Raw genomic sequence first — 13,597 nt, forward strand, 5'->3', positions numbered from 1 at the left:
CTGACAGTCAAGCGAAAACATCGCGTAATTCCTCCGGAATCCGCATATTTTGTCAGGCAATAATTCCACAGAACACACCAATCGGCCCAGGTGCGCGGCATCTCGAAAGGGGATAGACAGGGAAAGTGATGCCATTTCCGAGAGATCCCGTACCATGCGCCCCGAGACTCTGCTTTCCGACCTGGTCGCCTTTCCCACCGTCGCGGGACGCCCAAACGGAGCGTTGATCGACTATGTTCAGACCTACTTGAGCGACCACGGGCTGGCCTCGACGGTGGTCGAAGGCGAAGCAGACCGCTTCAACTTGTTCGCCACAATCGGCCCTGTGGACCGGTCTGGATACATCCTCTCGGGTCATGTGGATGTGGTGCCGGCCGAAGAGCCGGAATGGCAGGGTGACCCCTTCGCCTTGCGGCATGTGCAAGATCGACTGATCGGCCGCGGCGCGGTGGACATGAAAGGCTTCGTCGCCGCAATCCTGTCGTCTGTGCCAGACCTGATGCAATTACCTCTCTCTCGTCCGATCCACATCGCGTTGTCCTATGACGAGGAGGCCGGGTGTCGCGGCGTGCCGTACCTCATCGAAGAGCTTCCCACGCTATGCGCGCCGCCGCTTGGGTGTATCGTCGGCGAGCCATCGGGCATGGTACCGGTGCTGCGCCACAAGGGTAAGGCAACGGTGAAACTCACCGCGCGCGGCAGACCCGGTCATTCCTCGCGTCCGGACCTTGGGCGAAACGCGATCCATGATCTGCTCCCCGCGTTGTTGGCAACAGCCGCCCTGCCCGACCAGCTTCAGATGTCCGGACGGCGCCATAACGCATTCGAACCGCCGCACTCCACCGTTCAGATCGGCACCATACATGGCGGGCAGGCCGTGAACATCATTCCCGACCACGTTGAAGCGCTGATCGAGGCGCGGGCCGTGCCGGGCGACGACCCGATGGACCTTCTGGCACCGGTTCTAACGACCGCTCAGGACAATGGGGCCATCGCGGCGGAGGTCGTCGCATCCTATCCAGCGCTCGACCTGGATGAGAAAGCGCCCTTGGTTTCACTGCTCTCAAGTCTGACCGGAACCACACCGCTGGCTGCCGTCAGTTTCGGCACTGAGGCGGGTCTGTTCCAGGCGGCAGGGATCCCGTCGATCATCTGCGGACCAGGGGACATATCGCGCGCCCACAAACCCGAAGAGTACATCGCCGTGAGTGAACTGCGGGCCGCGCGCGAACTGGCAATCGCCCTTGGTCACGCAATGACCGAGTGACGGTGCCAAGGCCAGTGCGCAGGGCGTCGGCGCCATCCGCCCCGAAGCGGCGTGCCGCCGTCCGACAAAGCCGCAGTGAGAGGGGACGCCCTGATAGCCTTCGCGGAAAAGCACCGCGCCCGCACCGCGGCGGTGTCAAACGCCGAGGGCTTGTCCATTCGGGCAAACAACACTCTGTCGCGATCGCATTGACATGTCCGGACGGGATAGCTACCCAGAGCGACTAGAAGGAAGCGAGCACTCGTTTCGGGAATTGCGATCCACTCTGCAGATTCCGAAACGTCCCATGCCAGTCACCTTGAGAGCGGCCCCGGCGGGCTGCATTTCAAACGGGCGACCACACCGCCCCTGGCAATGGAACGTTCTGAACGATGGCAAAACCGATGCTGACCATCGACGCATCTGCGCTCGATACCTTCAACTCCAAAACATTCGTGGCCGAAGTCTTCGATGGGTTCGATGACGCGGATACGACCTACTACGGTGGCACGCCGGACTCGGCCTATGGCGGCACATACTACGTAAACGGTAGCCAGGTGCTGAACCGTTACAGTGCGGATACCACGGAGACCGACTACGTTACCGTTCTGGACGGGACAGAAATCGCCTATGACTTCATTCACCACGGGGCCTCTTTCGGCCATGGGATTTCAGGCGAAGTGGACTCGCTCGTTTTCGGAATGTGGGTCGAAGGAACCACCACTGCCGAAGAGGGCACAGGCGCGGCAGGCCGCGTTGACGGGCTCGACACGTTGCTGACAATTGACGGGCTGGGCCTTTCGGCGGATCCGGGCGCCGGGAACGATCTCGAAACAAACGCCGTTTATGCGCTGTACAAGGCCGTCCAGACCTTCGATGCCGACGCGATCATGGAATTGATCTCAGGTTACAGTATCAAACTTCTGGGGTCCGCAGGCGACGACGTGCTGAAGGGTTTCGACTTGGACGACGTTCTGAATGGCGGTGCGGGCGACGACGTGCTGCGCGCCGGAAAGGGCGCGGACGCACTGCGCGGCGGTGAGGGTGCTGACTCGCTCTACGGCGCCCGGGGCGACGACTTCCTTGGCGGCGGCGAGGGGAACGACACGCTTGTCGGCGGCAAGGGAGACGACACGATCCGCGGCGGCAAGGGTGCTGACGAACTGCGTGGCGGCGGCGGGGATGACAAGATCATTGGCGGCGCTGGAAAGGACATTCTCGTCGGTGGTGACGGCGCCGATGTGTTCTTCTTTCAGCCGGGCTCCGGCGTAGATACCATCCGCGACTTCGGCGTCGCCATGGACCGCATAGACCTCTCTGCCCTCGACGTTGCCTCGTTCGACGATGTCTCGACCAAAGACGTGGCGGCCGGTGTGCGGCTCACCGCAGACGGTGTCTCGATCCTTCTCAACGGTGTTGGTGAGAGCGATTTGAGCGCGGAATTGTTCCTGTTCTGAGGATACCTCGGATGCGGATGTACTCGCTACTCCGTACGCGCTGCGGGATCTCCCTTGGTCTCACGGCGATCGTTCTGGGCCATGGCCTTCCGGCCTTGGCCCAGGAGACCGACGGCGCGGCCGAGAGCGGTTTCGCTTTGGGAGAGATTACCGTGAACGCCGAACCGGAAGTTGCACCTGTCGCAACCCATCCCGGACCCAATCAGACCCGCCTGGGATCGGACATACTGGAAAGCGAGTTCTCCGGCGCGTCATTGAGCACAGTTCTAAACTCGATCGCGGGCGTCTCTACCGAAACACAGGCGGGAAACCCGGCGGTTGCCGTGAGTATCCGCGGATTGCAAAACGACGGCAGGGTCGCCGTGACAATCGATGGCGCGCCGCAAAACTTCGCGAAAAGCGGTCACGCAGCCAATAGTGCCTTCTTCGCCGATCCCGAGATGCTGCGATCGGTCGACGTTGTACGTGGACCGGCGGGAACGAACGCCGCGGCAGGTGCCATCGGTGGCACGCTGGCATTGCGCACCATCGACGCGGAGGACCTTCTCGACCACGGCGAGACCCAAGGCGGTGAAGCAAGACTGCGGTTTGGCACACTTCTGGAACGTCCGACCATGCACGCGGCATGGGCAACGCGAATCGGCGAAAACGACGATCTTGTTTTTGCAGCGACGACCGTCGAGGAATCCGACTACACCGCGCCCGACGACACCGATGTACTTGCGCATGAGGAAACCCTCTCGCTACTCGTGAAGTACGCCCACAGATTTGGCGGCGGCCAGAAACTGACGTTCGGGGTGAAAAGCCTCGGATCGGACTATGAAACAGGCTACGAGAGTACCCCGCGCCGAAATCGGCTCGATAGCCTGTCGTCCACACTGGAGTTCACAGGAAGCGCCGGGGCTTGGCACACGTTGGACGCGACGCTGTCACACACCGACACCCGAATCGCTCAACGACAGATTGACAGCGATGGCCACACCATCGGACCTCGGCGCTGGTACGAAACCGAGACAACTGGCCTGAGAGCCACAGCGGCACGCGACGCGTTTCTTGGGAGTATCGAACACCGCCTGACGTTCGTGCTCGACGGGTATCAGGACGTCGTAACCGTCGATGATCCTGCGGCAGCCGGCGGCAGTCTGACCGCACCTGGCACGCGCAAGCTTTGGTCGGTCCTTGCCGAGGATGCGATCCAGCTTTCGGACCGGACAGAAGCCGTGCTCGGCCTTCGCTTCGACACCTACAATCTGACCAGCGACGAAGGCGAGATCGACGGTCAACAAGTCTCGCCTTCTCTCATCCTGCGCCACACCCGGGGACCGCTGACATTCCACGCTATCCTCGCCCAGGCCTTCCGCCCACCGACGCTGTCTGAAGCACTGGTCAACGGCGAACACCCCGAACCGGCCAACTTCGACATTCGACCAAACCCAAACCTCGTACCGGAACATGCAACGACTTTCGAACTCGGCGCCACCATGGACATGTTCGATGTGGTCCGCCCGTCCGACAGGCTCACCGGCCGCATCGCGGTGTTCCGCAACGAGGTCGACGACTACATTGCGATCGAAGAGGTCGTGATCTCGCTGTTCAATCGCTACTACCAGTACCAGAACGTCGACCACGTTCGGCTCGAAGGGGTCGAACTGGAACTCGGATACGAACTTGAGCAAGTCTTCGCGCGCCTGAACGGGCAGATCACTGACAGCGTCAACATCGACACCGGTGAACCCGTGAGTGGCGTCGCACCGGACCGCTATGTTCTCACGGCTGGATGGCGGAACCCGGACCGAACACTGGAAATCGGCGGCCGCTACACAAAAGTCGCCGAGCGATACGACGACCTGTTCTCGAGCGAGGCGTGGCATACGGTCGATCTGTTCCTCAACCGGAGCCTGTGGTCCGGCGGCACGCTGAACATCGCGCTGAACAACATCACCAACGAAACCTACACGGCCTACCTATCGACCCAGCCGGCGCCAGGCTTCAACGCCCAGGCATCGCTGATCTGGGAGTTCTGACTGCGGGGCCCCGCAAGGAGAATTGAAAATGCTGACCATCAGATTGACGGCCGATGCCGAAACCGGCGAAGGCGTCGAATTCAACGCGGATTACGATGCCTTTTTCGAGGGCTTCGAGCCCTATGCCTATCCGCTCTTTCTCCCTGAAGAGGGCGAAACCACGCAGATCGTTCATCTGGAAACACCAGAGACCGGCGAAGAGGCGGAATCGCGCGCTGTTCTCGTGGAAGGACAGGACTTCGACTACACATTCTCCAACCACTCGGTCAGCGGCACCATCGAAACCGTCCGGCTTGTCCGACTTGGCGATGCCTATGACACGGAAACCGAGGATCTGGTCTATGACGAGGACGGTTTGGTTTCCGACGCTACGCCAATCATCACCATCTCTGGGCTCGGCATCTACAACGAGGCCGGGGTGAAGGGCGATGTTCACGAGATTATCAAGGGTTTCATGGGTGGCGGACACGACGGAACATCAATCGCTCCCGATGCGTTTTCGGCGCATCTGTTCGCCGAGGGACACAAGCTGCTCGGCTCTTCCGGCGACGATGTGTACGTCGGCACGAAATACGCCGATGTGGTCAAGGGCGCCGGGGGGAGCGACGAACTCAAAGGCGCCAAGGGCAACGACAAGATCTACGGTGGCGACGGGCGCGACGCGGTGTTTGGACAAGCGGGCGCAGACGCGCTGTTCGGCGGTGCGGGCCGGGATAAGCTTGTCGGTGGCACCGGGACCGACAAGCTAACCGGCGGCAAGGGTACTGACACTTTCGTCTTTCGCTCGGTGGCGGAGGCCAACAAGGACAAGATCACCGATTTCTCCGCCGGTGATCGGATAAACCTGCGCGGGATCGATGCCGATTCCGGCGCCAAAGGCAACCAGGCCTTCGATTTCATTAGCACGGATGATTTCAGCGGATCCGCGGGAGAATTGCGGGTTGTGGAACAGGGCGACCGGCTCGTGCTCAAGGGCGACGTCGACGGGAACGGCCGATTGGATTTTCGACTCGTGCTGCTTGATGCGGAAACAGTGGACGCCGGCGACTTCCTGCTCTAGCCGCTCGCCGCGCACGGAGGCACCTGCCGATCGCTCCCGTCGGTCGCACCGGCTGCGACGGCGTCGTAGACCACACGGCCAAGCGCCTCGCCGATTTCGGTGTGCAGTCCGGCAAAGGCCGCCTGCCCCGGCGGGGCTGCAATCGCAATGCAATCGGATCCGGTACCAGTCGCCAACCCCCCCAACACGTCGAAAGCTCTCGGTCGCACGCGTCGAACGACGCTTTTGGTCATCGCGCAAAACGCGACCCGAAACGGAGAGACGCGGCGGTTGAGCCCCGATTAGAGCCTGTCCGGACGGCGCATCATAGCCTCAAGCTTCGACATCGCATCGAGGAATGGCGCCGTCTCATTGCCCTCGCAGATAAGCATGGCATGGACATGTGCCGCACTCGTCCACCCATTCCGCAACGCTCGTAATGTTCCGATGAACTGACGTTCGCAATCACTGACCTTGAGTGAGCATCCAGGGCATCGTGGGTTGAAATAGACGAACGTTGAACGACGCGCACAGCGCAACGCCTGCACGCCCCGCAAAAGCGCAACGCTGATCGCGGCATCTTCCCGCCCTGGAAAACCCGTCTCGGCCAATCGAAACGCCATCAGCCAATCCTGGCTTTCGGGATGTGCGAAACTCTGGAAGAAGTGCCGGGCAATTCGCAGAACCATGAGATCCTCCGCGCCATACGCGAGGTCTTGAACCGTGACTGCTTTTGGTACCGCGAGATCGGGCGAATGTGCATGCGGATTATTCATTGGGGGCGCCATGTGCTTTCCCCGCGCATCCTGGGAAACGCGATAATATCGGGATCGCGCCGAATCCGGGCCGGGGATGCAAGCTGGCGCTCGACCAACCGGTCTGGTCGAATGCCGAGCGATACGACTTTCGCACCCAGCGACCGGATCTCACCTGCTGCGATCAAGACATCGAAAGGCTCCGGACCCGCCTCGGTTGGCGCGTCATCGGCAAATTGCGGGCCGCCGGTGCGGCTCGTCGTCGGTATGTCCTGCATTGCCCTCTCCAGTCCGAGTCGCGTTCGCACGGTCGGGGATTTCAATTCCCAACTCTGGTCGCGATATGTTCATGAGATCAGGCTGGGGCAGCGCGCTCCTGGCGGCCCATATATCCGACTAAATTACTTATGTCTGCAAGGGGCAATCGGTCCTACGCGAGGAAATGGGCCTTGGGCCGTCATCCTTCAGATCCGAAGCGGATCGCGAGACTCACCTGCGCTCCATCCATTGCCACCCGGAAAAGCAAGGAGGGCGCAGACTTCGGACATGGCATCGAGGAACTCACGCGTGTCATTGCCCTCGCACAACAGCATCGCATTGACATGCGCACCACTGGGTCGCGCGGCGCGTTGCTCCATGAGAACAGAGAGGAACTGACGCTCGTGCTCGGTGATCTTCTGAGCACAGATAGGGCAATCCGGGCTGGCGAAGTTAAAACCGGAAGTCCGAGCGCGACCCATTGCCTGCACGGCATTCAGGACTGCAACGCCAACTCTCTCCGGTTGGCGCCCGGTAAACGTTCGCTCAGCCAGTGGAAACGCTCCCAGCCAACTGTGCGAATGCGGGGCGGAAAAGCTCCGGAAGAACAAGCGTGCAATCTGCAGAACTGCCTGGTCGTCCGCGGTGCAACCGGTTTCGTCAATCGTTCCGACTCGACCCGGAATCTCATGGGTGCAGTTGGCTGGCGTGTCGCTCATGATACTCTCCGTCACTCGGCAGAGTATCCGACTAAATCCATCATCTTTTCAACTCTCATTTATGGGCTCGTGGCGGAAATAGGTGTGAAACGCCTAAGACCGTATGCGAACCGGCCAATGTCGAATTCCGATAGATTTCGTTGGCTCCGAACCGACAGAAATACTCGGTGATTCTCACTTGAGAAAATCACTCAACTACCTGTTTTTGCTATATTTTTCCTTGCATCCGCGCGATGCGGGAACTATATCGAAAACACAAGATGATTCACCGGCACCTAGCCCAGCCAGCCTTTGCAAGCCACGCCAGGAACCCGGATCAACCCGAAAAGGAAGACGCCATGACCGATGCTTGCAAAGCCTGCGCATTTTTTGAAACCACAGAGGCGAAGGCTGCCGATGCCGGTCTCTGCCACTTCAATCCGCCCGCCCCGACCTCGGACAAGGAATCCCGTTGGCCGGCCGTGAGCGCAGACGACTGGTGCGCCCGTTTCGAAGCCCAGGCGAAGTAAAACCCCAGGCACTCGAACAGCCAACCAGGAGAGAGCGGCGTCTTGCGCCGCTCTTTTCGTTTCTCGTAGCGGATCGTCAAACTGCCGGCCGCGATTTCAATCTGCGATGGCAGTCGGTCCATATCTTTGGGCGCCGAACCACTACACGTTCAACTTCGACAACTTTAGCCACACGCATTGATGTGACGACCGAAATTGGTTCTGAAGTGACGTAGTCTCGTAGCGCAATTTCATGCCGTGATACTGCGGCTCCATATCCGGAATAGTCGTACAAGACTCCGACATCATCCAGGTGTCACCGACTCCGCAATTGTCACGCCTACGCGCCTCTATTGCCAGGTAACCGCGTCTATGGATCTGGATTCCCGCGGTTTTGCAGCTGTGGCAAAGCACTCGCTTGCGCCACGGAGCGCCGGGGCTCTGGCGGCAACGGATTTTACTTGATAAAAATACTGAGGTATGGGCGTAGCTGTTCGGGATCGCCCCGACATTGAACGCAGGCACGATGGAGACATAGGTGGCAGACGAACAACTTGAGCTGGCGCCGGCGCCTGTTACTGAAGTGCCGAGCCTCCCCGGTGCGGGAACGACAGAGCTCACAGGCGACGCACCCATGGGGAGTGCGGACGGTGTCGCCCTCCCCGGCGTCGATGAACCGACGGCCATTGGGGCGGCCCAGACGAACCCCGATGCGGCTGATCCGGGCGTCACGGCTTCCCCACGGATCGATGCCAGCACTTCGGATACGGCGACGCCGGCAGACACGCCGCTCGCCGAGGATGGAACAATCCTCCCCGATCCTGCGATCGACGCGGCGCCGACTTCGGCCGTAGACTCCGCGGCCGTACCGGAGATTTCCGATCCGCTACCGAGTGCAAAGGATCTTCTCTCGGCCGCGTCGGACCCTGAACTTCTGCTGGATCATGCAACCGCTTTGTCTGGGCCTGCCGTCAAGTTTCTTCAGGACGGTGGCCCGACGATCTGGGCGATTGCCGCGCTTTCGATTGTTACCGTTGCGCTGATCCTGTGGAAAGTATGGCGACTTGCGCTGATCGGCGCCTGGTCGCGCGGGAAAGCCCGGCAAGCCGTCGAAGCTTTCGAGGCCGGGAACGCCGTCGGAGCCAAGGCAGTCGTCGCCGGTCGGCGTGGCCTGCGGTCCAAATGCATTCATGCCGCGCTCCACGCGCGCGAGGTCTTTTCAGAATCCGCAGCTCGGGAAGATGCGACGCGCTTTGCAAAACGCGAGCTTGCGCAGGCCAGCACTGGGCTCCGCCCACTTGAATTGATTGCCACGATCGCGCCGTTGCTGGGTCTGCTCGGCACCGTTCTCGGCATGATCGCGGCATTTCAGGCCTTGCAGGAAGCCGGCGCGAAAGCTGACCCGGCAACGCTTGCTGGCGGTATCTGGGAAGCGTTGCTGACGACCGCAGCCGGTATGGCTGTCGCCATCCCCGCGTCTGCGGCGCTCGCCTGGTTCGAGGGCTTGATTGACAGAATGGCCGCCGATGTAGAGGACGGCGTGACCCGGATTTTCGTGACCGATCACCAGCGCCCGAAACCTGCGGCCATGGCAGCCGAGTGACCGACGATGGAGAGCCTGCGCCCCATTCGCGCCCGCCGGAGACCGTCGTTAACCCCGATGGTCGACGTCGTGTTCCTGTTGCTGGTGTTTTTCATGCTGGCATCGCGTTTCGGCACTGACCGGTCGCTTCCACTGCCGCTGGCCGGTGCAGGGGAAGGATATTCCGGGCCACCTCGACTACTTGAAGTCGCGCCGGATGCGCTGTTTCTCAACGGCGTTCCGACCGCAGTCGAAGACATGCCCGGCCGGCTGGAGTCGCTTACCGAAACAAGGGCGGACACGATCATCCTGCAAGGCCGGGACGGGACAACGCTGCAACGGGTCGTCGACGTCACGCAGATCCTGAACGCGGCAGGATTCGCGACACTGGTGTTGATCGAATGAACCTGCGCCCCCCCCGCCCCCGCCAAAGCCGCGAAAGTATCGTGCCGATGATCAACGTGGTCTTTCTGTTGCTGATCTTCTTCCTGATGACGGCACAGATCGCGCCTCCCGATCCTTTTGAGGTGACACTGCCGTTAGCGCAGGAGGCCGCCGATCCCACGTCCGAGAGCCGGCTCTACATCAGCCGAGAGGGGCAGACAGGATACAACGGCCTCACGGGAGCGCCCGCGATGGAGTTGCTCATTGAGATCCGCGACAAGCGCGACCCGCTGCAGCTCCGCGCCGACGCGGAGCTGGAGGCCTCGCGCCTGGCACAATTGCTGCGTGAACTCGCGCAGGCCGGATTCCAAAGGGTAGAAGTAATGGTGGGCGGATGATCCGGCGGCATATGGAGTTCTGGGTTTTTCTAACCCTTGCCGTCGCGCTGCATTTGGCGTTTTTTCTCCAGATGCCGTCCCGAGGGGCGCAGGCCAGTGGTGCCGGAGGCGAAGAATTCGTCACCATTCTGGCGGCGACCGAACAGGTGGAGACCATGGTCGCTGAGTGGAAGCGGCCACCGGATGTACAGACGCCCGAGGTCCGCCAGGCTCTAGCGCCGGCGCCAATTCAATTCGAACCGCCAACAGCGCCGGTGGAACTCGTTGCGCTGCCGGAACTGCATCGCCCAGAGGATATGGCACCCCCTGAGCCGGACGATATCGTAACCGTGCGAGAACCGCCGCCACCACCCCCTCCGGAGCCTGAACCGGAGCTTGAGCCAGAACCCGAGGAAGCCACGGAACAGGCGCCCGCATCAGGCCCCATGCCGAAGCGCCGGGAAACGCCGCCAAAAGAGAAGCCGAAACCGGAGGCGCCTTCGAAAGCCGCCCAACCCGCACAGAAAGCACAGACCGCGTCCACCGGCCACGCCGGGCAGAAAGCCGCCGGAACGGGCAGCGGCACCCAGGCAGGCGACGGCAATCAGAGCGTTTCAACCGGTGTATCGAAGGAGAAGGCGGCCACGCTCCAGCAGGTGTGGGGCGCCAAGATCCGTAGCCGTATCGAACGCGCCAAGCGTTTCCCATCAGGTCGACGCGAAAGCGCGCGGGTCGGAGTCTCTCTCACCGTCGGTGCCGATGGGCGATTGCTTGGTGTCTCCGTCTACCGAAGTTCCGGGATTCCCACCTACGACGCCGCGGCCGTCCAGTCCGTGCGCCGCGTCGGACGCTTTCCAAAGGCGCCAAAGGGCCTCGCGAACAAATCGTACAATTTCTCCGTCACTCTCACATTCAACCCGTAACCAGACGCTATGGGCCCGGACACGGGAAAACGCGCCCGCTGGTCAACCGAAGACGCCGCCCGCGGCTGCAATGAATGAACGACACAAGGAAAAGGGCTGCACGGGAGGGATTCCGTGCAGCCCTGAGGGAATGCCCTTTGGCCGAGGTTCTACGGGCGACCTAAAGTGCAATTGGTCAACCGGCCGCAACGCAGACGTGACGGCCGGTCAAGGGTCAGAACGTAATCCGTGCAGTTAGGGCAACGGTGCGGCCCGGTTCCGTCAACGGGTAGACCCGATAGTAGCCGACGCCGTCCGACGTACGGCGGGAGTACGTCTGGTCAAAGAGGTTGCGGACATCGAGGCGGACGGAAAGGTTGTCCATCTGTTGCGGGCGGTATTCCGCAAACAGGTTGACCACCTCGTATCCCGGTAGGCTGTCCTGCACCACAGTTCCGGTTTCGTCTTCGAGACGGACATCATCGTTATCAAGCGCGGTTTCGGCCGTGCCACCAACCCGGAACACGTCATTGACGTCCCACGCACCTTCCAGACCAATCAGGTGCCCAACAGGACGACCAAGGTAATACGCCGTTGTTGCGATGGCCTCTTCGTCGGCTTGTACATCCGCATAGGTGTAGTTGAGACGCAGATAACCCTGCGCGCCCAAGTAGGCAAAAGAGGCGTCTACACCGCTTGTCTCAATATCGTAGGACGCACCACGGCTTTCACCAGGCGAGGGAAGCACGGCGTTGAGATCGTCGATATATGTCTCGAAGTAGGCTGCGCGAGCCTCCCAGGGACCGTTGTGGAACCGTAAGCCGATCCGGCCACTGTTCGACCGTGACGGCTCCAGCCCGTCGTAGGTCCAGTCGTGGGTCAGGTTCATGATCGCCGCTTCGCCCAGCTCGTATCCGCCCCAAGTCGTCGCCAATCCGGCGTTCAGGGTGAGCATGTCGGTAAGGACGAAGTCGATGGTACCGTTCGCGCTCAGCCCGCTGCCATCAAACTCGCTTCCGTCCACACCTTCGAACTCCTGGAAATCCGCACGTGCACCGTAGGAGACTGAGATCCTGTCGCTGAGATCCTGTCGCGCCTGCGCAAAGACGCCCACATTCCGCAGGGTTTCCTCGCCCGAGGATATGTCGCTGGAACCGTCGGCCTTGTCACTGAAGAAGTCGAGACCCGCGGTAACCGTGCCATTGCCGATGTCGAACTCGTTCTTGGCAGTTCCGCTGAAGCTGCTGTTGGTGCCCTCCGCGCCGACAGCGTCGGTTTCCTGCTCGTTGTAGGTAAGCTGTAGGGTCGGCGCCAACCATCCCTCGGGTTGTTCGTCGGTGTATGTCAACGTGTACGATGTGCGCCGAGATAACGCATCGACGAAAACGCTGTCGGCTCCCACGACGCCTGCGAAATCCGGGCGAATGAAACAGCCGATCGGGTTGCACTGTGCGACACGCTCGCCACTGTCCTCGGTCTGCGACGCGGAAAACTCCAGCCTACCACCGCCGTCCATATTGAGGGCGAACTTCCCGAGGTAGTCGGTCAGGTCTGCCTGCGTCCCCGGAACGACGTTTCCGTCTCCATCTTCATAGTCTTCGCTCATATGGCGCGTGCCCGCCAGCAGGTACTCGAACCCGCCGCTCATCCCGTAGAGCGCCAAGGTACCGCGCAAATCGTCTACGTTGTTAGACCCGCCGAACGACAGGAAACCGCCGAAGGTGTCGCCCGGTTCGAGCAAGTCCCGGGCGTCTTTCGTCTCGTAGGCGATCGACCCGCCAAGGCCCCCCGGACCAGCATCCGCGGGTGCCAGACCGGCACTGATCTCGACCCGCTTCAGAAGCGCGGGGTCCATCAGCACATTGCCGGTGTGGTGGAATGCCGACTTGTTCTGGCGTGCACCATCGATGGTGACCGAAAGTAGGCTCTCCTCGATCCCTTGAACGAAGACCTTCTGGCCAATTGCGGCGCCACCGCTTGCCGTAATCTGGGTCTTGCCGTCGAATACTTCGGCCATCGTCGAGGCGTTCCGGTCCTCGATTTCTTCGGGCGTGATTTCCGAGTTGCCAAGCAGGCTTTGGGCACTCGTTGCTTCGATCCGGATTTCTCCGATGTCAAAGGCCCCTTCCGGCTCCTGAGCCCAAGCCGCGCTGGATGCCAAAGCAGAGACACCCAACAGCAACGCACTTCGAATCTGCATCTGGTGATTCCCGTCTAATTGTTGACTGTTTTTCAAGGTTAATTAGGATAGGTCGCACGCGCCTCGCCAGACGGAGCCCTTTGTCCAAGCGCCAGATGCCTTTGCCATCGGGTCAGGACAGCGTCCTTGCAAGCCACTGGTGCAATCATGCAACAGGATTGCGGGA

The 13,597-nt window shown here is 61.1% G+C and carries 14 protein-coding genes; 9 read left to right on the forward strand and 5 right to left on the reverse strand.

The window, feature by feature from the left end; all coding sequences use genetic code 11:
• The first annotated feature begins 154 nt into the window (after positions 1–154).
• The 4 genes from argE to ARC39_RS23885 all read left to right on the forward strand — a co-directional run bounded on the left by argE (position 155) and on the right by ARC39_RS23885 (position 5,787).
• Positions 155–1,267, forward strand: a complete 1,113-nt coding sequence (gene argE, locus ARC39_RS23870; RefSeq protein WP_068118950.1) for an acetylornithine deacetylase — start codon at positions 155–157, stop codon at positions 1,265–1,267.
• Positions 1,268–1,638: 371 nt separating this feature from the next.
• Positions 1,639–2,703 carry a calcium-binding protein gene (locus ARC39_RS23875; RefSeq protein ID WP_068118951.1) on the forward strand — a complete coding sequence of 355 codons (1,065 nt, stop codon included), beginning with the start codon at positions 1,639–1,641 and terminating at the stop codon, positions 2,701–2,703.
• Between the two features lie 11 nt (positions 2,704–2,714).
• Positions 2,715–4,727: a TonB-dependent receptor domain-containing protein gene (locus tag ARC39_RS23880; protein WP_068118955.1), complete on the forward strand. Its 2,013-nt coding sequence runs from the start codon at positions 2,715–2,717 to the stop codon at positions 4,725–4,727.
• Between the two features lie 28 nt (positions 4,728–4,755).
• Positions 4,756–5,787 (forward strand): calcium-binding protein, encoded by a 1,032-nt coding sequence (locus tag ARC39_RS23885; protein WP_068118956.1) that lies wholly within the window; start codon positions 4,756–4,758, stop codon positions 5,785–5,787.
• Here ARC39_RS23885 and ARC39_RS23890 read toward each other — a convergent pair.
• The 4 genes from ARC39_RS23890 to ARC39_RS23905 form a co-directional block, all read right to left on the reverse strand.
• The gene (locus tag ARC39_RS23890) at positions 5,784–6,020 is read right to left on the reverse strand and encodes an adenosylcobinamide amidohydrolase (protein ID WP_078059453.1); all 237 of its coding nucleotides are present in this window, start codon (positions 6,018–6,020) and stop codon (positions 5,784–5,786) included. The genes ARC39_RS23885 and ARC39_RS23890 overlap by 4 nt on opposite strands.
• 48 nt (positions 6,021–6,068) lie before the next feature.
• Positions 6,069–6,455, reverse strand: coding sequence for a hypothetical protein (locus ARC39_RS23895; RefSeq protein WP_149866539.1), 387 nt, complete (start codon positions 6,453–6,455; stop codon positions 6,069–6,071).
• Positions 6,456–6,538: 83 nt separating this feature from the next.
• On the reverse strand, positions 6,539–6,799 hold the full coding sequence (locus ARC39_RS23900; RefSeq protein WP_068118965.1) for a hypothetical protein: 261 nt from the start codon (positions 6,797–6,799) through the stop codon (positions 6,539–6,541).
• 186 nt (positions 6,800–6,985) lie between these two features.
• On the reverse strand, positions 6,986–7,498 hold the full coding sequence (locus ARC39_RS23905) for a hypothetical protein (RefSeq protein WP_068118967.1): 513 nt from the start codon (positions 7,496–7,498) through the stop codon (positions 6,986–6,988).
• Positions 7,499–7,836: 338 nt separating this feature from the next.
• On the opposite strand from ARC39_RS23905, the gene ARC39_RS26050 reads away from it, so the two are divergent.
• From ARC39_RS26050 to ARC39_RS23925, 5 genes are all read left to right on the forward strand, one after another.
• Positions 7,837–8,007 (forward strand): hypothetical protein, encoded by a 171-nt coding sequence (locus ARC39_RS26050; RefSeq protein ID WP_201455801.1) that lies wholly within the window; start codon positions 7,837–7,839, stop codon positions 8,005–8,007.
• 517 nt (positions 8,008–8,524) lie between these two features.
• Positions 8,525–9,589, forward strand: a complete 1,065-nt coding sequence (locus tag ARC39_RS23910; protein WP_236545380.1) for a MotA/TolQ/ExbB proton channel family protein — start codon at positions 8,525–8,527, stop codon at positions 9,587–9,589.
• Positions 9,590–9,595: 6 nt separating this feature from the next.
• Entirely contained in the window at positions 9,596–9,973 is a 378-nt protein-coding gene (locus ARC39_RS23915; RefSeq protein ID WP_068118971.1) for an ExbD/TolR family protein, read from the forward strand.
• Positions 9,970–10,350, forward strand: a complete 381-nt coding sequence (locus ARC39_RS23920; RefSeq protein ID WP_068118974.1) for an ExbD/TolR family protein — start codon at positions 9,970–9,972, stop codon at positions 10,348–10,350. Before ARC39_RS23915 ends, ARC39_RS23920 begins: the two co-directional genes overlap by 4 nt.
• Positions 10,347–11,252 carry an energy transducer TonB gene (locus ARC39_RS23925; protein ID WP_068118980.1) on the forward strand — a complete coding sequence of 302 codons (906 nt, stop codon included), beginning with the start codon at positions 10,347–10,349 and terminating at the stop codon, positions 11,250–11,252. The genes ARC39_RS23920 and ARC39_RS23925 overlap by 4 nt, the downstream gene beginning before the upstream one ends.
• A gap of 214 nt (positions 11,253–11,466) precedes the next feature.
• Here ARC39_RS23925 and ARC39_RS23930 read toward each other — a convergent pair whose 3' ends face one another.
• Entirely contained in the window at positions 11,467–13,431 is a 1,965-nt protein-coding gene (locus tag ARC39_RS23930) for a TonB-dependent receptor domain-containing protein (protein ID WP_068118982.1), read from the reverse strand.
• Positions 13,432–13,597: the final 166 nt, after the last annotated feature.

The sequence above is a fragment of the Tropicimonas marinistellae genome (genome assembly GCF_001509585.1).
GTDB lineage: Bacteria > Pseudomonadota > Alphaproteobacteria > Rhodobacterales > Rhodobacteraceae > Tropicimonas > Tropicimonas marinistellae.